Origin of the sequence: Bacillus sp. AFS053548, assembly GCF_002575105.1 — a bacterium.
GTDB lineage: Bacteria > Bacillota > Bacilli > Bacillales > Bacillaceae_G > Gottfriedia.
Window position 1 is genome coordinate 110,897 of the sequence record NZ_NUHI01000012.1, and the last position, 18,549, is coordinate 129,445.

The 18,549-nt window shown below is 32.9% G+C and carries 19 protein-coding genes; 3 read left to right on the forward strand and 16 right to left on the reverse strand.

Features of this window, described 5'->3' with window-relative positions:
* Positions 1-108 precede the first annotated feature (108 nt).
* From dnaK to gpr, 7 genes are all read right to left on the reverse strand, one after another.
* Complete coding sequence (gene dnaK / locus CN946_RS06895; protein WP_098860468.1) at positions 109-1,932, reverse strand: molecular chaperone DnaK; 1,824 nt, start codon at positions 1,930-1,932, stop codon at positions 109-111.
* A 93-nt stretch (positions 1,933-2,025) separates the two neighbouring features.
* Positions 2,026-2,598, reverse strand: a complete 573-nt coding sequence (gene grpE / locus CN946_RS06900; RefSeq protein ID WP_056472839.1) for a nucleotide exchange factor GrpE — start codon at positions 2,596-2,598, stop codon at positions 2,026-2,028.
* 57 nt (positions 2,599-2,655) lie between these two features.
* On the reverse strand, positions 2,656-3,684 hold the full coding sequence (gene hrcA, locus CN946_RS06905; RefSeq protein ID WP_098428314.1) for a heat-inducible transcriptional repressor HrcA: 1,029 nt from the start codon (positions 3,682-3,684) through the stop codon (positions 2,656-2,658).
* Between the two features lie 199 nt (positions 3,685-3,883).
* Complete coding sequence (gene hemW, locus CN946_RS06910) at positions 3,884-5,020, reverse strand: radical SAM family heme chaperone HemW (protein WP_098860469.1); 1,137 nt, start codon at positions 5,018-5,020, stop codon at positions 3,884-3,886.
* A 283-nt stretch (positions 5,021-5,303) separates the two neighbouring features.
* Positions 5,304-7,124 carry a translation elongation factor 4 gene (gene lepA, locus CN946_RS06915; RefSeq protein ID WP_098860470.1) on the reverse strand — a complete coding sequence of 607 codons (1,821 nt, stop codon included), beginning with the start codon at positions 7,122-7,124 and terminating at the stop codon, positions 5,304-5,306.
* Between the two features lie 109 nt (positions 7,125-7,233).
* Entirely contained in the window at positions 7,234-7,584 is a 351-nt protein-coding gene (locus tag CN946_RS06920; protein ID WP_069035097.1) for a DUF3679 domain-containing protein, read from the reverse strand.
* 24 nt (positions 7,585-7,608) lie between these two features.
* Positions 7,609-8,709, reverse strand: a complete 1,101-nt coding sequence (gene gpr, locus CN946_RS06925; protein WP_098860471.1) for a GPR endopeptidase — start codon at positions 8,707-8,709, stop codon at positions 7,609-7,611.
* Positions 8,710-8,928: 219 nt separating this feature from the next.
* Here gpr and rpsT point away from each other — a divergent pair, with 219 nt between their 5' ends.
* Entirely contained in the window at positions 8,929-9,195 is a 267-nt protein-coding gene (gene rpsT / locus CN946_RS06930; protein ID WP_098860472.1) for a 30S ribosomal protein S20, read from the forward strand.
* Positions 9,196-9,318: 123 nt separating this feature from the next.
* Here rpsT and CN946_RS06935 read toward each other — a convergent pair whose 3' ends face one another.
* Together CN946_RS06935 and holA are read right to left on the reverse strand one after the other, a co-directional pair.
* The gene (locus CN946_RS06935; protein ID WP_098860473.1) at positions 9,319-10,125 is read right to left on the reverse strand and encodes an aminoglycoside adenylyltransferase domain-containing protein; all 807 of its coding nucleotides are present in this window, start codon (positions 10,123-10,125) and stop codon (positions 9,319-9,321) included.
* Between the two features lie 198 nt (positions 10,126-10,323).
* A complete protein-coding gene (gene holA / locus CN946_RS06940) occupies positions 10,324-11,328 on the reverse strand; it encodes a DNA polymerase III subunit delta (protein ID WP_098860474.1) in 1,005 nt (334 codons plus the stop codon).
* A gap of 208 nt (positions 11,329-11,536) precedes the next feature.
* Between holA and CN946_RS06945 the strand changes: the two genes are divergently transcribed.
* Positions 11,537-11,671: a YqzM family protein gene (locus CN946_RS06945; protein WP_097978154.1), complete on the forward strand. Its 135-nt coding sequence runs from the start codon at positions 11,537-11,539 to the stop codon at positions 11,669-11,671.
* Between the two features lie 39 nt (positions 11,672-11,710).
* Here the strand turns inward: CN946_RS06945 and CN946_RS06950 are convergent, their stop codons facing one another.
* Both CN946_RS06950 and CN946_RS06955 read right to left on the reverse strand, forming a co-directional pair.
* Entirely contained in the window at positions 11,711-14,050 is a 2,340-nt protein-coding gene (locus tag CN946_RS06950; RefSeq protein ID WP_098860475.1) for a DNA internalization-related competence protein ComEC/Rec2, read from the reverse strand.
* An 11-nt stretch (positions 14,051-14,061) separates the two neighbouring features.
* Entirely contained in the window at positions 14,062-14,679 is a 618-nt protein-coding gene (locus CN946_RS06955) for a helix-hairpin-helix domain-containing protein (RefSeq protein ID WP_098860476.1), read from the reverse strand.
* A gap of 90 nt (positions 14,680-14,769) precedes the next feature.
* Between CN946_RS06955 and comER the strand changes: the two genes are divergently transcribed.
* Positions 14,770-15,585: a late competence protein ComER gene (comER, locus tag CN946_RS06960; RefSeq protein WP_098860477.1), complete on the forward strand. Its 816-nt coding sequence runs from the start codon at positions 14,770-14,772 to the stop codon at positions 15,583-15,585.
* Between the two features lie 119 nt (positions 15,586-15,704).
* Here comER and CN946_RS06965 read toward each other — a convergent pair whose 3' ends face one another.
* Genes CN946_RS06965 through aroE form a run of 5 tightly spaced genes read right to left on the reverse strand, consistent with a single transcriptional unit; the run spans position 15,705 to position 18,539 of the window.
* Positions 15,705-16,448: a class I SAM-dependent DNA methyltransferase gene (locus CN946_RS06965; RefSeq protein WP_098860478.1), complete on the reverse strand. Its 744-nt coding sequence runs from the start codon at positions 16,446-16,448 to the stop codon at positions 15,705-15,707.
* Positions 16,445-16,801, reverse strand: coding sequence for a ribosome silencing factor (rsfS, locus tag CN946_RS06970; RefSeq protein WP_098428324.1), 357 nt, complete (start codon positions 16,799-16,801; stop codon positions 16,445-16,447). The genes CN946_RS06965 and rsfS overlap by 4 nt, the downstream gene beginning before the upstream one ends.
* Complete coding sequence (yqeK, locus tag CN946_RS06975) at positions 16,794-17,381, reverse strand: bis(5'-nucleosyl)-tetraphosphatase (symmetrical) YqeK (RefSeq protein WP_098860479.1); 588 nt, start codon at positions 17,379-17,381, stop codon at positions 16,794-16,796. Before yqeK ends, rsfS begins: the two co-directional genes overlap by 8 nt.
* 37 nt (positions 17,382-17,418) lie before the next feature.
* Positions 17,419-17,709, reverse strand: coding sequence for a ribosome assembly RNA-binding protein YhbY (gene yhbY, locus CN946_RS06980; RefSeq protein WP_056472795.1), 291 nt, complete (start codon positions 17,707-17,709; stop codon positions 17,419-17,421).
* Positions 17,703-18,539 carry a shikimate dehydrogenase gene (gene aroE, locus CN946_RS06985; protein ID WP_098860480.1) on the reverse strand — a complete coding sequence of 279 codons (837 nt, stop codon included), beginning with the start codon at positions 18,537-18,539 and terminating at the stop codon, positions 17,703-17,705. Before aroE ends, yhbY begins: the two co-directional genes overlap by 7 nt.
* Positions 18,540-18,549: the final 10 nt, after the last annotated feature.

Consider the following 18,549-nt stretch of genomic DNA (forward strand, 5'->3'; position numbering starts at 1 on the left):
AACTTTTTCCGTTATTGTTCTTATGCTTGTCGGGGCTGAGCAAACGCCTTCCACTTTTCGTTATTGTCTAGTTCCAGGCGTTACTGACCAAACGCCTTCCACTTTTTTTTATTTTTCGTCCTTAACTTCAGTAAACTCAGCGTCTACTACATCGTCTTGTTTTGCTCCGCCTTCAGCTCCACCTGCAGCTTGTTGTGCAGCAGCAGCTTGCTCATAAAGCTTCATTGATAAAGCTTGAACGATTTCAGAAAGAGCATCTTTCTTCGTACGGATGTCATCTAAGTTACCAGCTTCTAAAGCAGCTTTTAATGCGTCTTTAGCTTCGTTAGCTTTAGTAACCTCTGCTTCTTCAACTTTTCCTTCAAGATCTTTTAATGTTTTCTCTACTTGGAATACTAATTGATCAGCTTCGTTTTTAAGATCTACTTCTTCTTTACGTTTTGCATCTGCATCAGCATTTAATTCTGCTTCTTTTACCATGCGTTCTACTTCTTCATCACTTAAACCTGAAGAAGATTGAATTACGATGTTTTGTTCTTTTTGAGTACCTAGGTCTTTCGCACGAACTGTTACGATACCATTTTTATCGATATCAAACGATACTTCAATTTGAGGAATTCCACGCGGTGCTGGTGGGATATCCGATAATTGGAAGCGACCTAATGTTTTATTGTCATTAGCCATTGGACGCTCACCTTGTAGTACATGGATGTCTACAGCAGGTTGATTGTCAGCAGCTGTTGAGAAAACTTGAGATTTACTTGTTGGGATTGTTGTATTACGTTCGATTAACTTAGTAAATACTCCACCCATTGTTTCGATACCTAATGATAATGGTGTTACGTCTAGTAATACTACGTCTTTTACATCACCAGTTAATACTCCACCTTGAATTGCAGCACCTAACGCTACTACTTCATCAGGGTTTACACCTTTATGAGGTTCTTTTCCTGTTTCTTTTTTGATTGCTTCTTGAACAGCAGGAATACGAGTTGAACCACCTACTAAAATTACTTTATCAATTTGACTAGCAGATAAGCCAGAATCCTTCATCGCTTGACGAGTTGGGCCTAAAGTTCTTTCTACTAAGTTGTGAGAAAGCTCTTCGAATTTTGCACGAGTTAAGTTTAACTCTAAGTGTAATGGACCAGCTGCACCCATGCTAATGAATGGTAATGAAATTTGAGTTGAAGTAATACCTGATAAATCTTTTTTTGCTTTTTCAGCAGCATCTTTTAAACGTTGTAATGCCATTTTATCTTGGCTTAAATCAACACCGTTTTCTTTTTTGAATTCAGCTACTAAGTAATCAATGATAACTTGGTCGAAGTCATCTCCACCTAAACGGTTGTCACCAGCTGTAGCTTTAACTTCAAAAATTCCATCTCCTAATTCAAGGATTGAAACGTCGAATGTACCGCCACCTAAGTCGTAAACTAAGATTGTTTGGTCTTCATCCATTTTATCTAAACCGTATGCTAATGCAGCCGCAGTTGGCTCATTGATGATACGTTCTACTTCTAAACCTGCGATTTTACCAGCATCTTTTGTTGCTTGACGCTCAGCATCATTGAAGTATGCAGGTACTGTAATAACTGCTTTCGTTACTGCTTCACCTAAATAAGCTTCAGCAGATGCCTTTAAGTTTTGAAGAATGATTGCAGAAATCTCTTGTGGAGAAAAATCTTTACCTTCAATGTTTTCTTTATGTGTAGTACCCATATGACGTTTAATTGACATGATTGTGTTAGGGTTTGTAATTGCTTGGCGTTTTGCTACTTCCCCAACTTGACGCTCACCATTTTTGAACGCAACAACTGACGGAGTTGTACGTCCACCCTCTGGATTCGGAATTACTTTTGGCTCTCCACCTTCTAATACTGCGACACAAGAGTTAGTTGTACCTAAGTCAATACCAATAATTTTACTCATTGCATGTTCCTCCTAAAATCTACATAAGTTATATTTTAGTTTTTTTTAAAAATTTTTATATTTATGTTAGCGATATAATAGACGCTTAACTAATTACTCGTTTACTTTTACCATTGATGGACGAATTACTCTGTCCTTTAGCTTATAGCCTTTTTGGAATTCTTGTAAAACTTCATTAGATGGCTTAGAATCATCACTTTCTTGCATTACGGCTTGATGGACATTCGGATCGAATTGTTCACCAAGTGCTGGGATTTCTTCTACTCCTTCTTTTTTCACAGCTTCAACAAGCAAACGGTAAACCATTTCCATCCCTTGTTTTAAAGAAGCAGTTTGCTCATCTGTTGCTTCAACTTGTAATGCACGTTCGAAATTATCTAGTACTGGTAATAAATCCGTTACTAAACTTTGAGCACGATAAGTCATTAAAGATTGTTGATCTAAAAGTGCACGACGTTTATAATTTTCGAAATCAGCATGTAGGCGTAAGTACTTATTTTCCTTCTCATCTACTTCTGCACGTAGTTTTTGAAGCTCTTCTTCAGAAGAATTCACATTGTCAGTTTTCTCTTCTGTATTTTCTTCTGTAAAGATTGAAGGTTCTTCAACAGTAGTTTCTTCATTCACTACTTCTTCATTTAAAAGTTCTTCCTGACGTTCTGTCATGTCACCTTCACCTCCTATTTTTTTATATGTAATCCATTGTTTCTTTTCACAATGGATTTATTCAACATCCTTAGATGAAAATAATAAATTCAATTGTCCTGTAATTAAATGCATTAATGAGATTACTCGGGAGTATTCCATTCGAGTTGGTCCTAATACTGCGATTGTACCAATTTGATCTTCACCTAAAGAATAGGTTGCGCTAATGATACTTACATTTTCTAATCCAGACTTTTCATTTTCCTTACCAATTTTGACACTTAAACCCATCTGTTCAAAAGGAATAATACTTTTTAGTTCATCTTGCTTTTCAATCATGTTTAACAATACTTTCATTGTCTCAACATTATGAAATTCTGGTTGAGCTAAAATATTCGTTTTTCCACTTAAAATCAGCTTTTGTTCAATCGGTACGTCAATAGTGCCACCAATCATCTTAATAACACTTTCATAGTTCGAAATATGCGTACGTAAAATCATTGCAATTTCTTTATAAAGCTTGTCATTTATTTGATGAATTGGAACATTTACTAGTCGCTCATTTAATATATTTACCATTTTCTCAATATCACTCATAGACACACCAGGTGGTATAGTTACTGTCCGATTTTTAACAATACCTGTGTCGGTCACAATAATTGATACTGCTGTATTAGGTCCAATTGGAATAAGTTGAATATTTTTAAGCTTATTTTCAGTAACTTTTGGTCCTAGAGCAATTGTTGTGTAATTTGTTAAATCTGATAGTATATCGGCTGAATTTTTCACAAGCTTTTCTATTTCAAAAATACGCTCGGCAAAAATACCTTTTATCGAACGAACATCATCGTCATTAACAATTTGTGGTGATAACAGATGGTCTACATAAAAACGATACCCTTTTTCAGAAGGGATTCGACCTGCAGAGCTATGAGGCTTTTCAATATAACCAAGGTCCTCTAAATCAGCCATCTCATTTCGTATCGTTGCTGAACTAAATGAAATACCTTCCTTTTTAGATAAACTCCTTGAACCAACAGGTTGTGCCATGCGAATAAAGTCATCGATAATAATTTGGAGTATCAATAACTGTCTTTCAGTCAACATGTTTATCACCTCTATTAGCACTCTTATCTAGTGAGTGCTAAATATATTATTAACTTAACAAATCCTTTATACGATGTCAAGAAGTTAAGGGAAGGAATAAAGAAGTGCAGGATTATTGGATTAGGAAACATTAAATAAAGCAGATCTATCTATTGCCCCTAATCTATTCCGTTTCTCCTTTTGTTCACACTTACTGCTTTTAAAGTAAAAATGCTTGAAATACTTCGTTTCCTAATAACTTTCCTTTGTGGGTTAATCGAAGAAATACTCCATACATCTCGACTAATCCATCTTTCATTAGTTTTTCAATTACGTTCGGAAATACTTCATTAAAGTTTGAACCAAATTTTTCTTGGAACTTTTTTTCCGAAACTCCCTTCATTTTACGTAGCCCTAAAAACATTTCTTCTTCCATTTTTTCTTGCTTCGTTACCGTATGCTCATGAACAATTGGGACCCCTGTATCATCGATCAACTGAAAATATTTCTTTAATGGTCCTGCATTTGAATATCGAATTCCATTAATATAGCCATGTGCTCCTGCACCAAATCCAAAATACTCTTCATTATTCCAATAAACAAGATTGTGCTTACTTTCTAAGCCATTCTTTTCAAAATTGCTAATTTCATATTGATGAAAACCTTTTTCTTCTAAATACTTCATTAAAAAGTCATACATAGCCGCTTCATCTTCTTCTGGGGCTGGTTTAAGCTTGCCCCTATTCATTTCTATGTAAAAAACCGTTTTTGGTTCAATAATTAACGAATATGCTGAGATATGCTGAATCGGTAACTTCATTGCTTTATCTAAAGAATCAACGAATTGTTCCATTGTTTGACCAGGTAATGCATACATCAAATCGAGATTAATATTATCAATTCCAACTTCTTTTGCAGTTTGAATTGCTTCTTCTATTTCATTTGGTGAATGTGTTCTTCCAATCTTTTTCAGTAAACCTTCATCAAATGTTTGTGCTCCAAAACTAATTCGATTCACACCACCATCTTTTAAAATCTGTAGCTTCTCTTTTGAAATTTCATTTGGATTACTTTCAAAAGTCATTTCGATTTCTTTTTTACCTTTAATGATCTGGTTATTAATTATTTCTATTAAGCGCACAGTTTGGGGTAATGTTAATGCAGTTGGAGTTCCTCCACCTACAAAAACTGTTTTTAAATCTGAAATCGGATTCCTTTTTAAACTTTCAACAATTTCTTTTTCTAGATAGTCTAAATATTGATCAACCGGCTGACGGTCCATCATAAATTTATTAAAATCGCAGTAGTAACAAATCTGCTGACAAAATGGTATATGAATATAAACGGAAGATGCCATACCTTCTCCTCTTTTCTATGTGAAAAGCCCCTGATCCAATACCATCTAGGGTGCAGATTCAGGGACTTTTGTTGATTTTAACTTTTTGATTGTATATTTTCTTATGATATTTGTCTAATTAATCGCTTTACTCTTGTTAATCATTATTTACATCTTACTTTTTATTCATAACAATTTGAGTAAAAAAATAATGAATCTAAAATATAAAATGCCACCGTAAATAAATTAAGGTGGCATCTTTAGATAATCATTAATTTTATAATTGATGAATTCCTATTAATTATTAGTCATCCATACGTAAAACAGCCATGAATGCCTCTTGTGGAACCTCTACAGATCCAACAGCTTTCATTCGTTTTTTACCTTCTTTTTGCTTATCTAATAACTTACGTTTACGAGAGATATCCCCACCGTAACATTTTGCTAATACGTTTTTACCCATTGACTTAATTGTTGAACGAGCAACGATTTTTTGTCCGATTGCCGCTTGAACTGGTACTTCGAACTGTTGTCTTGGAATAAGTTCTTTTAATTTTTCAACGATAATTTTTCCACGATCATAAGCAGCGTCCCTATGAACGATAAATGATAGAGCATCTACTTGTTCACCGTTTAATAAAATATCCATTTTCACAAGTTTAGACGCTTTGTAGCCAATTAACTCATAGTCAAATGAAGCATAGCCTTTTGTACTTGATTTTAATTGGTCAAAGAAATCATAAACAATTTCAGATAATGGAATTTCATAAGTTAACGTTACGCGGTTTGCATCTAAGTATTGCATATCGATAAAGTTACCGCGTTTCTTTTGACAAAGCTCCATGATTGCTCCTACAAATTCATTTGGAACCATGATTTTTGCTTTTACGTAAGGCTCTTCCACTCGATCAATTGATTGAGGGTCAGGCATATGAGCTGGATTATCAACTGTAATCGTTTCGCCTTTTGTTGTGTAAACACTATAAATAACACTTGGTGCTGTTGTAATTAAATCAATTTTGAATTCACGTTCAATACGTTCTTGAATGATTTCCATGTGTAATAATCCTAAAAATCCACAACGGAAACCAAATCCTAAAGCTTGTGAAGTTTCTGCTTCAAATTGTAAAGCTGCATCATTTAATTGAAGCTTTTCAAGTGCATCACGTAAATCATTATATTTAGAAGTATCAATTGGATATAATCCACAGAATACCATAGGATTTAATTTACGATAACCTGGTAGTGGCTCAGTAGCTGGATTCTCAGCAAGGGTAATTGTATCCCCAACGCGAGTATCTCCAACATTCTTAATAGAAGCTGTTAAGAAACCTACGTCACCGACAGTTAATTCATCTCGCTGAGTAGTACGAGGAGTAAATACCCCAGCTTCAACTACTTCGAATTCTTTACCTGTAGCCATCATTTTAATTTTTTGACCTACTTTTACAGTACCTTCTACGATACGAATATAAGCTACAACACCACGATATGGATCGAATAATGAATCAAAAATAAGTGCTTTTAAAGGCGCATCTGGATCACCTGTTGGAGCTGGTACTTTTGCTACAACTTGTTCTAGAATTTCTTCTATTCCGATTCCTGCTTTAGCAGATGCTAATACCGCTTCAGAAGCATCTAATCCAATTACATCTTCAACTTCTTGTCTTACACGTTCAGGCTCTGCACTCGGTAAGTCAATCTTATTAATAACTGGTAAGATTTCTAAATCATTGTCTAAAGCTAAATATACGTTCGCCAATGTTTGTGCTTCGATACCTTGTGCAGCATCAACTACAAGAATTGCGCCTTCACAAGCTGCTAAACTACGTGAAACTTCATAAGTGAAGTCGACATGTCCAGGTGTATCGATTAAATGAAGAATATATTCTTCTCCATTTTTAGCTTTATATTGTAACTGCACAGCATTTAATTTAATGGTAATTCCACGTTCACGCTCTAAATCCATTGAGTCTAATAGCTGAGACTTCATCTCACGCTGAGTTAGTGCATTTGTTTTCTCAAGAATTCTATCTGCTAATGTAGATTTTCCATGGTCAATGTGTGCGATGATTGAAAAGTTTCTAATTCTCTTTTGTCTTTCTGATCTTGACTCTTTATTCATTTCATCACTCCTAAATTTCTCGACAGCATAGATAGTTTTGATTATATCAAAAAAATAGGGAAATATTCAATCTCTATTAGCAGTATATGTCGAATGAAGTTTAGAAGGTCTAATTAAAGCTATCAATAATAGAAGGAATTTTTTCAACAATCTTAACCCCTTTTTCAGTTACATACGTAACAAAATGGGATAGTCCTTTACCAACAACTGTAAAATAATTAAATGCCCCTAATCTTTCTAAATGATCTTCTCTAATTGCTAGTCCTTCTTTCGTGTAATCTTTTCCAAAAAGTACTGGACCAGCTTTCCCATCTTCTTTTGAAATTTTCACTACATCGTCTACATGATAGTAATCAGTTGATGTAACTTTACTTATTCCATCTTTCGCAACTTGCATACAAGTAATGATTGTTATCGAAAAAATGATGATTAGCGTAAAATAACGAACCATATATTTCATTTGTTTCTCCTCACTTATGAAATATTAATGAGTATATGAGCCCATATTGTCTTGATTAATTTTAGAATGCAGAGCAGCGTTCATACCACCAGCAATAATATTTGCCATATCTTCAATAAATGTATCCACTTCTTTTGGTGTAACCATTAAGTTATGACCTAGTGGTGACAGTACTTCATGAATTAATTTCCGTTTTTCATTCTCTTCAAGTGTTCCTACAATCCCCATAAAAGCCATTCGTTCCTTTTCACTAGGCATATCTTCGTCGGTATACTTTTTCTTTTCTCCAAATGCCATTCCTGAAGGGATTAGCGCTTTAGCAGGCTTGTCTCCTTCTTTTATTTCTCGTCCAAAATGTTTTAAAATGAAGTCAATTGTATCACTTGTTATAGCAACAGCATCAACAACAGTTGGAACGCCTATAGCAATTACTGGAATACCCAGTGTTTCCTTACTTAATTCCTTACGTTTATTCCCTATTCCAGAACCTGGATGAATGCCATTATCTGTAATTTGGATTGTTGTATTAACTCGCTCAATGGATCTCGCTGCAAGTGCATCGATCGCAATGACAAAATCTGGTTTTACTTTATCAATGACACCTGAAATAATATCGCTCGTTTCAATACCAGTTATCCCCATTACCCCAGGAGATAAAGCACAAACTGGACGATAACCATCTTGTACACTTTCAGGCTGTAATTCAAATAGATGCTTCGTAACAACTAAATTTTCAACAACCATTGGACCAAGTGCATCAGGCGTCACATTCCAATTTCCTAATCCGACTACTAAACAAGTTTGATCTTCCGTAATGCCTAAATTTTTTAAGAATGCAGAAAACTCGTTTGCAAAAACTTTTTCAACCTTTTCTTGAAGTTCAGTATCTTGTTCACGAATACCTTGAACTTGAAGTGTTAAATAATTTCCTGGCTTTTTACCGATTCTTTCAGATGCCGATTCTTTAATATGAACATGAGAAATACTTACACCATCTGCTTCACGTTCTTTAACGATTACGCCGGTAATTTCTTCCTTTGTCTGTTCACGCTCCTCGAGCATCTCTTTTGCCTCTACTGCTAAATCTGTTCGAACACTATATTGACTTAAATCTAACTCACTCATTTATCTAGCCTCCACAATACTCATCGAAATTTAACAATTCTCTTCTTAACTAGTTTAGCTAGATGTTACCAATTCTAAACGAGTTGTTTATTTTTCTTTTGAAAAGGCGAAAATAGCTTTATGAATTCTATTGCCAAATGGGACTTGTTTTGGTAAAATAAATTTTGTTCTATTTGTATTCGAGGCAAATTTCTCGACTGCATTCGGGAGGTGAAAGGTATGCCAAATATTAAATCAGCTATTAAACGTGTAAAAACAGCTGAAGCTCATCGTGCTCACAACGCATCTCTAAAATCAGAAATGCGTACTGCAGTGAAAACTGTTGAAGCTTTAGTTACTAATAACGAAACTGAAAAAGCGCAAGAAGCTTTATTAACTGCTTCTAAAAAATTAGATAAAGCTGTTAACAGCAATCTAATCCACAAAAACGCTGCTTCACGTCAAAAGTCTCGTTTAGCTAAAAAAGTTAACGCTTTGAACGCGTAATGAATTAAATGGTGTCTCATCTGAGACACCATTTTTTCGTGCAATAAAGTTTTTCACTAGCGTTTTTTAAATTCATATTTGCAATCGAACCATATATGTTAGTTTTAAAAGCGGGATCGCTTATCAAATAAGTTTATTAATTTCTCGAATCATAAACTCCATATAATCAATTGCATCTTTTCTTCTTGTAAAAATTGATTTGTAATATGATTTTTTATGTTCAGTTCGCAATCTAATTGACTCATTAATAATCTTATGCCATCTTTTAGGAACAACCTCTAAAACATATTCACCTGCTCCTACTTTCGATGTAATATCTTTTTCTTTAAATGTGTAATATAGTCGCGAAACTCCCAAAATTCCCCATTCAATACTTCTTAAACTTACAAATAAACTCAAATATTTAACTGTGGGGAACTTCTTACAGTTATTTAACCAACTAAGCCAATAAGAATTAAGATTATCTCCCATATTAGATAATAGGATATCCCAGTTTACCGAAATGTCTACATTATCAATATTTAGCCCTCTTACAGTTATGCCGTATTTTTTTAACTGAAAAGCATCAATGGAGTTCTTTTGAAATTTATTTAAACCTTGAAACTTCCCATCATTGAAACGTATACATAAATTTCCTTCTTCACTTAAGGACTTTATATCTTCATTAAGAATATACCACCCATCCAAAATTGTATTAGGAAACTTTTTTTGCACATCTTTATGAATTTCTTTCATAATTTTTAAATCGGCATCAGTTACTTTGCGCTTTACACCAGCAATAAAATCGATATCACTAAATCCAATCTTATAAACACCTAATGTAATCGACCCATAAAGATAAAAAGATTCCATTAAATCGGGTAATTTTAAATCAAAATAATGAAAGTATGTATCTAATATAACGTTTATTTCTTTAGGAATTTCCTCCATTCAGCCATCTCCCAAATACCATTTTTTGGTAAATACTAACAATTACTACATTATAACAAATTGTAAAAGTTATAGACGGAAAATTGCAGCCTTTTTATATCACAAAAATGGCAGTCCAATTTAATGCGATCGGACTGCCATTTGATTTGTTATTTAATTTTTTAATCTAATCATCATTTAATACTAAGCTTCTTACAATTATTTATTTAATTGAAGAATCAACATTTCAAGGATCATAACCTTATCTCCTTGACCAGTCTTCATTTTGTAATCAACTTCAGCAATTAATCGTATTGCTTCTTTCAATTCACTTGCTTGAAAGTTATTCGCTTGCTTTTGCCCATAAAACACTCTTCCTGGTGATACACCAACTGAAGAGGCAATTTGATTATTTGAATATCCACTACTTGATAATTGTTTTATTCCATACAATAATCTAAACTGACTAGCTAGCAATGCAACTATTTTTATCGGTTCTTCACCTATAAATAATAATTCATGAAGAATTTTAAGTGCGTCAGTTGTTTGTCTTACTGCTGTTTTTTCGATAAGAGAAAAAACGTTTTGTTCAATGGTTTTAGCTACCATCATCTCTACTAGGTCTGCATCAACTTCTCCTTCATTCCCAATAAACAATTGTAGCTTCTCACATTCAAGTTTTAAGATTGATAAATTATTTCCAACGAGTAATTTTAATTTTTCAATTGCTTCTTTTGTGATCGTTACATTTCCAGTGAACCGCTCTTTAATCCAGCCGTCTAAATTACTCGTTTCAACAGGATGACATTCAACTAGCTCTACTTGTTTTTTTATCGCTTTTGTTATTTTTTTCCGCTCATCCAATTTTTCAAAAGGAGCAACAAAAACAACAGTAGTAAAAGGCGCAGGATTTTCAATATAATCAAATAATGGTTCTATATCTTGTACAATTTTTTCTTTTTGAGCTGTTAAAAACAAACATGATTTTATGATGATGACTTTGTTTCCACCGAAAAAGGACGGTGTTTGAGCATCCTCAAGAGCTTCACTTAAATAAGCCTCTTTTAAATCATATGTTTGATAGTTAAAATCATCAATTTCTCCTTGTAAAGCTGCTTTCACGATTAAGTTTTCTGCTTCTTGAAGTAAAAAATCTTCAGTACCTACCAATAAATACATTGGCGACACATTCTTTTTCAATTTTTTATGTAAATCATTAATCATGTTTTGCTCCTCTACACTAATTTTCTTAGTATAGTATAACACGTCCTACATGAGAAGGAAGAGATTAGTAAATACTAATCTCTAATTTATATTAACGTTTTAAATAAAGACCCGGTTTCTTCATTTAAAACGGTATAACTAAACAAACATACTATGGATTTTTTAGTTATATTGATTTATACTAAAATTGAATTAGGAGGGGTTATTTGTGAATACTTTTGAAAAAAATGTTCAAAGCAAACGTAATGATTCAACAGATTCTGGCGTTGGCTTTGCTGTTTCATTTGGTTTCTTCGCAACTCTATTTATCATCGCAACTATTGTGGAGTTTGTTACGCGATAATACATAGAATCAAATGATTGGACTGCCTCGGCAGTCTTTTTAATTTCCTTCTTGGTTTCTGTTATTTGTTTTACGATATGCTTTAAATGTATATATGGTACCTTGTCCTCTTTTAAATTCATAAGTTATTGCACCAAGTTCATCAGTACGTAAGATTTTAACATTGTACTTTTTTAACCGATCAAGTACTTCTTTTGTTGGATGACCATATCGATTTTTTTCTCCAACTGAAATAATGCCAATTTTAGGCATAACTGCTCTAATAAATTTTTCAGAAGTAGAAGTTTTGCTTCCATGATGCCCTATTTTCAAAACATCTGCCTTTAAATCAGAATATTTAGAGATCAGCCGACTTTCTCCATTTTCATCTAAATCACCAGAAAATAGCCAATTCTTCCCGCCTATATGTGCCTTTAAAACAATTGACCCTTGGTTTTCCTCACCTACATAGTCTTTAATTGGTGAAATCACTTGAAAATAATTTGTACCGATTTTCCAACTCATACCTTCGCTTATTTTTTTAATCTCGACTCCCTTTTTTATAGCTATATTAATTCTTTCTTTTTCTGCTGAAGTAAATTTCGTCTTGTCACCTACGATTAATTGTTTTACATTAAATGACTGTAGTACCTCCTTTCCACCTCCAATATGATCAATATCACCATGTGTAAATATTAATTTATCTATTTTACTAATTCCTTCTCCTTTTAATATTGGAATCAATAGATCATTTCCAGTTGAAAATGGTTTTTTACGCTTCATCCATGTTTCTTCTTTTCCAGTTAACTTACCCCCAGTATCAATTACATAATTCCCTTTATTAAAAGGCAATTTTATAAGTATACAGTCACCTTGACCTACATCTATAAACATGATCTTTCCAACAGGATTAATAGAGGGATATAATAAATGCCCGAAAATAAGTATAAAAAATCCAATCTGGCAATTCATCAATAATTTCTTCTCTTTCTGACTTTCCATAAAGTATAAAATTAAAAATATTAGCACGATATAGATAAACAGAATTCCTTTTGAAGGATGTATAAAAATCAACTTAATAAACGGTAATTGCATGCATATACTTAGCAATTTATCTGACGTGTTAATAAAGAATGTCAGCAGTAAAGTTAACATTTCGCTGATTTCTAAATTAATAAAACTTAAACCAAAACAAAAAATACATAGTGGCATAATAATAAAACTAATATAAGGAATGAAAAGTAAGTTAATTATTATACTGTATGGTGATAATTCGTGAAAATTAAAAAGTAATATAGGTATTGATGCTAATTGGGTAATACTCGATGTATAAAGAGCCCTTTTATACCAAGATTTATAATTTAAAATTTGTTCAGAAGTTAAAACCAGTACAAAACTTGTTACAAAGGAAAATTGAAATCCTATATCATCAATATAATTTGGTTTTGCAAATAACATGATTATACAAGAAGTGAATAATAGTGAATTAATGTCAACTTTCATTTTTGCCAACTTGGAGAAGCAAACTAGGACACCAATAATAACTGCCCTGACAACTGAAGCTGAAGCACCTGCTAGAGAACCATACGACATAATACACAAAATCGTTATAAATAAGCTGGGTTCCTTCGTTACTCCAATTCTGATTAATAGAAAATAGATGCCAAGACTCAATAAACTAATATGAGAACCACTAATCGCAAGTAAATGCACAATTCCCACTATTTGATATTGAGATTCTGTAGTTGCATTCATTTTTGATCGATCCCCAAATAATAGAGCATTAATATACCCTTCTGTATTGGAATTAAAATTTAGCTCTACATATTTAGTTAAGGCATGACGACTATAATTTATTGATTGAATGATGGTTCGTTTTCCATTTTCACAATCCCCTAAACTATTTGGATTAGCTGTAATAATCCAGTGAATCCCTTGATTTAATAAGTATTTCTTATAATTAAATAAGTATGGGTTCGAACTTTTTAAAGGCAAAGTAACCTCACCTTTTACTTCACAAATTTCACCTATTTTTCTTTTTTGAAAAACTTTTAATTGTTCTTTTGTATTAGCAAAACTATTTAGTAAGATTTCTTGATTATGGAGTTTAAATGTAAACGTAACCTTATTACCATCTATTATTGGGGTAGAGACGATCTCACCTTGAAAATTTTGCGAGGGCTTTGGTTTAGGGGAATTCAACTTATTGTTTTGTAGGTAACATATACTAGACGTAATACATAGCGAAATAATACAAATTAATAAAAGTAGCCATTTTTTCTTTCCGACTAAAAAAATCATTAAAAACAGTAATATTAATATAAAGAATAAATTATAGCTTTTAAAAAAGACGATTGTTATTATTTGAACAAAAACAATATAAGCCAGATAAATACTCATCTTAATTTAATTTAACGAATGACAATAAACGGAGTCATTTTTTCAAGGGATTTTTTTCCGATTCCATTTACAGATTCTAATTGTTCTACTGAAGTAAATGGTCCGTTTTTATCAATATAGTCTAAAATATTTTTTGCTTTTGCTGGACCAACACCCGGAATTTTTTCCAATTCTGACTGTGATGCATGGTTTATATCAATCGTCTCATTTTCTTTGGTTTCATCCCCCCTATTAGTAATTATAGTTTGATCAGTTTCTTCTCCAATAAACGGTACATAAATGACCATCTCGTCAAAAATTTTTTCAGCTAAATTAACCTTATTAACATCAGCTTTTTCTTTAAATCCCCCTGCCAATCTAATCGCGTCATAAACACGTTCTCCTTCGTTACATTGGATTAAACCCGGTTTTTGTATAGCTCCTTTTACATCTACCATAAATACTTTCGAAATTACTGGCATACTAACTTCTTTTTTCTGATCATCGTTCTTCTTTACTATTTCTTCTTCAAGTGATTTTTTTGCAAAAACTATTTCATTTTTACGCTCAGTTTGATAAAAATTCACGACTAAAATACCGACAATTACGAGACAAATCCAAACTAGTTTATTATGAATTAATTTTTTCATTATTAGTCCTCCATTTTAACTTATATCATTATTTTCGACCTTGCTTCATATAGTGTAGGAGAGAATGTATGCAAAGGAAGGGATGTACTCATGAACGTAGGAATCATAGGTACAGGAAATATGGGCACCATTTTGCTCAATGGATTTATAAGATCAAATGCCGTGAAGCCCTCCGAATTAACTGTTACAAACCGTTCAATGTATAAAGCTTATGAGCTAAAAAATATATATCCTGATTTAAAGGTTGTTGAGACAGCCAAAGAAGTAATTACGGCTTCAGACATTGTATTAGTGTGTGTAAAACCTTTAGAAATTCAGCCACTATTATCATCTTTACAAAAACATTTCACTAAAAAACATTGCGTTATATCGATTACCAGTCCGATTAATGTTGAACAATTAGAAGCAATATTACCATGTCAAGTTGCACGCGTTATTCCAAGTATTACGAATCAAGCTTTGAGTGGGGTAACTTTAGTTAATTTTGGGAAAAGGTGTACGGCCAAAAGTAAGGAACAAATAATCGAACTTTTTTCGAACATATCAAAGCCAGTCATGATTACAGAAGATATCACAAGAGTTTCATCGGATATCGCAAGCTGTGGACCCGCATTTTTTAGTTACTTGCTTCAAAAATTTATCGATGCGGCTGTTTGTCAAACTTCAATTTCAAAAGAACAAGCAACGATTTTAGCAGAAGAAATGATTATTGGTTTTGGAAAACTAATTGAACAAAAACATTTTACGCTTGAGACACTTCAAGAAAAGGTATGCGTAAAAGGCGGTATAACTGGAGAAGGTATTAAAGTATTAGAAGCACGAGTAGGAGATTTATTCGAAGAAATTTTTGAAAAAACACATGATAAGTTTGATAAGGAAATTGAGCGAGTAAAGGAACAATTTTGATTAACTTATAAATGATTATACTGCTTTAATCCATTCGCAACAAAAATACAAAATTCAATTTTGTACGTCTAACAAAGTAAAAAACCCTTTAAGAAAAGGAATTTTCTTAAAAGGGTTTTTTATTTTTTCATTGCTATAAAAAAGATTCGTTCAGAAGTATCATCTACAGCTTCATCGAAATCTGCTATGATTTCTTTCACTTCAAATCCAGTTTGATTTAACAATGTTTTATACGTATTTATTGGAAATGTTCTTTGATTGTGATACTCTTCGAAGCGTTCATATAAATCACGATTTTCCTCTTTCATAAAGAAAACTAAATCATGTTCAACACTTAAAGGATGTTGCCCTTGCGTACAAGACCAGACTAAGCTTAACTCTGCATCATCAATAAAAAATGTCTCTTCACCAAACATTTCTTCAATTTTATAAGGAGAATGTACATCAAATAAAAATAAACCATTATCTTTTAAGCTTTCATTTACTTTTAAAAAGGTTTGTTTTACTTGATCTTCTGTTTCTAAATAATTAAGTGAATCACAGAAAATTGTTACACAATCTAATTGATCAAACCCTTCTAATTCTACCATATTTTGTTGAAAAAAAGGGATATTAACTTTTTCAATTTCTGCTTTAGCCATTGCGACACTTAACATTTCCTCAGATAAATCAACCCCGCTAATTGAATAATTCAATTTTGCCAATGAGATGGGCAATGTACCCGTTCCACAACCTATATCTAAAATTGAAGGCTGAAGCATTTCATACTTTTGAAATACATCTTCTAGGAATTGAACCCATCTTTCATATGGGACATCATTCATTAATTGATCATACAAATACGCGAAGCGATTGTATGTCATGAAAGAAGCTCTCCGTAAACATCAAGAGAAGGTGCATCTCCCCAAAGTTTTTCTAAGTTGTAATAGTTTCTTTCGTCACGATGGAAAATATGAACGACAACGTCACCGATGTCTACTAAAACCCAACGAGCTTCGTCAAATCCTTCTAAGCGTTTAACATCTTTACCATTTTGCTGAGCTTGATCTTTCACTTCTCTTGCAATAGCCTGAACTTGCTTATCTGAATTACCGTGACAAATAATGAAATAATCTGCAATCGCAGAGATTCCTGTCATTTCTAATACGACTAAATCCTCAGCTTTTTTATCATCAGCAGCATTTACAGCTAGCATCATTAATTCTTTTTCATTCATTCTTTTGTTCCCCCTGGCTTTTAACTTGCTTTAATATTGAGTTATATGTTTTAACCGTTAATGGGTAGACTGTTTGTTCTTTATCAATCAAAAATGTAATTGTATTTTTTAATGCAAATAATAAAGCTCGATCCAAATCTAGATCCGCTAATTCACGAGCTTCCTCTACACCAGGAAAACTACGATTAGGTTCAATATAATCTGCTACATAAATTACTTTATCTAATAAATTCATCTCTTTATGACCACTTGTATGATATGTGATTGCTTGTAAAATCTCTTTATCTTCAATCCCATATTCATGTTCAGTAAGAAATGCACCAACAGGAGCATGCCATAATTCTTTATTGTACTTTAAAAGCTTTAATGAAAGTTTATTTTCTTCCATAATAGATTTTAACTCTTTTATCGGCATACATTTTGCGACATCGTGGAAAATTGCAGCTAATTCTGCTTTTTTTACATCCGCACCGTACTTCTCGGCAAGTCTAACTGCAGTTTCCATCACACCAATAGTATGTGTAAAACGCCCGTTTGTTAGTTTTTCTTTTACAAGTGAAAGTGCTTTTTGTTTATCCATTAATCCGCTTCTCCTCTAATTAACGGTATTTAACATATTAAGGTAGTACGATTGTTTTATTTTCTTTAGACTCTTTATATAAAACAATTGTATGTCCAATTACTTGTACTAGTTCAGCATTTGAACCTTCAGCTAACTGCTCTGCTACATCATAACGATCATCATCGCAATTTTGAAGTATGCTTACTTTTAATAGTTCTCGAACTTCAAGTGCTTCTGAAATTTGTTTAACCATATTTTCATTTACTCCACCTTTACCTACTTGAAAAATAGGGTTTAAGTGATGAGCTTTTGAACGTAAAAATCTTTTTTGTTTACCTGTTAACATTTTGTTCCTCCAAGTTTTCTTTCTAATAATGAGTATGCATCAATCGTATTTGGAAAAATTCCCGTCCACTCTTGAAATGCTAATGCTCCTTGATAAATAAACATCGGTAACCCGTTTTGTATAGTTGCATTTCTTTCTTCAGCTTCTTTTAAGAATACTGTTTTAAATGGGCTATATATTAGGTCCGATACAATTGTATCTGGTGATAAATTAGTTAGTGCTAAGGGCGTGCTATTTTCATTTGGCTTCATTCCAACAGATGTTGTTTGAATGATAAGAGAAAAGTGACCTAAATGTTCTTCAGCATCTGAAATAGACATAATATTAACTTCATTCATCAGCTTACCATCTAGTAGATCTTCTGCTTTTTCTAATGTTCGGTTGGTGACTGTAATATGCTTAACACCCAAGTGCAGTAAACTATAAAGGATTGCTCTAGCAGCACCGCCTGCACCGATGATTAAAATCTTTTCATCTTCAATCGGATTCTTCAAAACATAAGATAAGCCTCTACAATAACCGATTCCATCAGTATTTTTACCATACAGTTTTCCATTTTTATTGATGACAGTATTAACTGCCCCAATTGCTTTTGCTAATGGATCAATTTCATCTAAGTACTGCATAATTTCTACTTTTAGTGGTGCTGTAACATTAAATCCTTTTACAGTTGAACGAAATTCTGTCATAACTGATTCTAATTCTGTTATCCCAACTTCTTTTGCAGAATAGTGACCCGAAATATGATTAGAGCCAAACCATTCATTATGCATAGTTGGTGACATTGAATGACCAATCGGTTGACCGATTACATAATATTGGTCTTTCATTTCTCCCGCC

Excerpts from the sequence above, each read along its gene's own strand:
- yqeK (WP_098860479.1), bottom strand. The coding sequence starts at position 17,381 with ATGGATAAACAAAAAGCACTTTCACTTGTAAAAGAAAAACTAACAAAC.
- lepA (WP_098860470.1), bottom strand. The coding sequence starts at position 7,124 with ATGAATAAAGAGTCAAGATCAGAAAGACAAAAGAGAATTAGAAACTTT.
- rsfS (WP_098428324.1), bottom strand. The coding sequence starts at position 16,801 with ATGAATGAAAAAGAATTAATGATGCTAGCTGTAAATGCTGCTGATGAT.
- grpE (WP_056472839.1), bottom strand. The coding sequence starts at position 2,598 with ATGACAGAACGTCAGGAAGAACTTTTAAATGAAGAAGTAGTGAATGAA.
- gpr (WP_098860471.1), bottom strand. The coding sequence starts at position 8,709 with ATGAGTGAGTTAGATTTAAGTCAATATAGTGTTCGAACAGATTTAGCA.
- hemW (WP_098860469.1), bottom strand. The coding sequence starts at position 5,020 with ATGGCATCTTCCGTTTATATTCATATACCATTTTGTCAGCAGATTTGT.
- aroE (WP_098860480.1), bottom strand. The coding sequence starts at position 18,539 with ATGAAAGACCAATATTATGTAATCGGTCAACCGATTGGTCATTCAATG.
- CN946_RS06920 (WP_069035097.1), bottom strand. The coding sequence starts at position 7,584 with ATGAAATATATGGTTCGTTATTTTACGCTAATCATCATTTTTTCGATA.
- CN946_RS06955 (WP_098860476.1), bottom strand. The coding sequence starts at position 14,679 with ATGAAAAAATTAATTCATAATAAACTAGTTTGGATTTGTCTCGTAATT.
- CN946_RS06935 (WP_098860473.1), bottom strand. The coding sequence starts at position 10,125 with ATGGAGGAAATTCCTAAAGAAATAAACGTTATATTAGATACATACTTT.
- dnaK (WP_098860468.1), bottom strand. The coding sequence starts at position 1,932 with ATGAGTAAAATTATTGGTATTGACTTAGGTACAACTAACTCTTGTGTC.
- hrcA (WP_098428314.1), bottom strand. The coding sequence starts at position 3,684 with ATGTTGACTGAAAGACAGTTATTGATACTCCAAATTATTATCGATGAC.
- yhbY (WP_056472795.1), bottom strand. The coding sequence starts at position 17,709 with ATGTTAACAGGTAAACAAAAAAGATTTTTACGTTCAAAAGCTCATCAC.
- rpsT (WP_098860472.1), top strand. The coding sequence starts at position 8,929 with ATGCCAAATATTAAATCAGCTATTAAACGTGTAAAAACAGCTGAAGCT.
- holA (WP_098860474.1), bottom strand. The coding sequence starts at position 11,328 with ATGATTAATGATTTACATAAAAAATTGAAAAAGAATGTGTCGCCAATG.
- comER (WP_098860477.1), top strand. The coding sequence starts at position 14,770 with ATGAACGTAGGAATCATAGGTACAGGAAATATGGGCACCATTTTGCTC.
- CN946_RS06965 (WP_098860478.1), bottom strand. The coding sequence starts at position 16,448 with ATGACATACAATCGCTTCGCGTATTTGTATGATCAATTAATGAATGAT.
- CN946_RS06950 (WP_098860475.1), bottom strand. The coding sequence starts at position 14,050 with ATGAGTATTTATCTGGCTTATATTGTTTTTGTTCAAATAATAACAATC.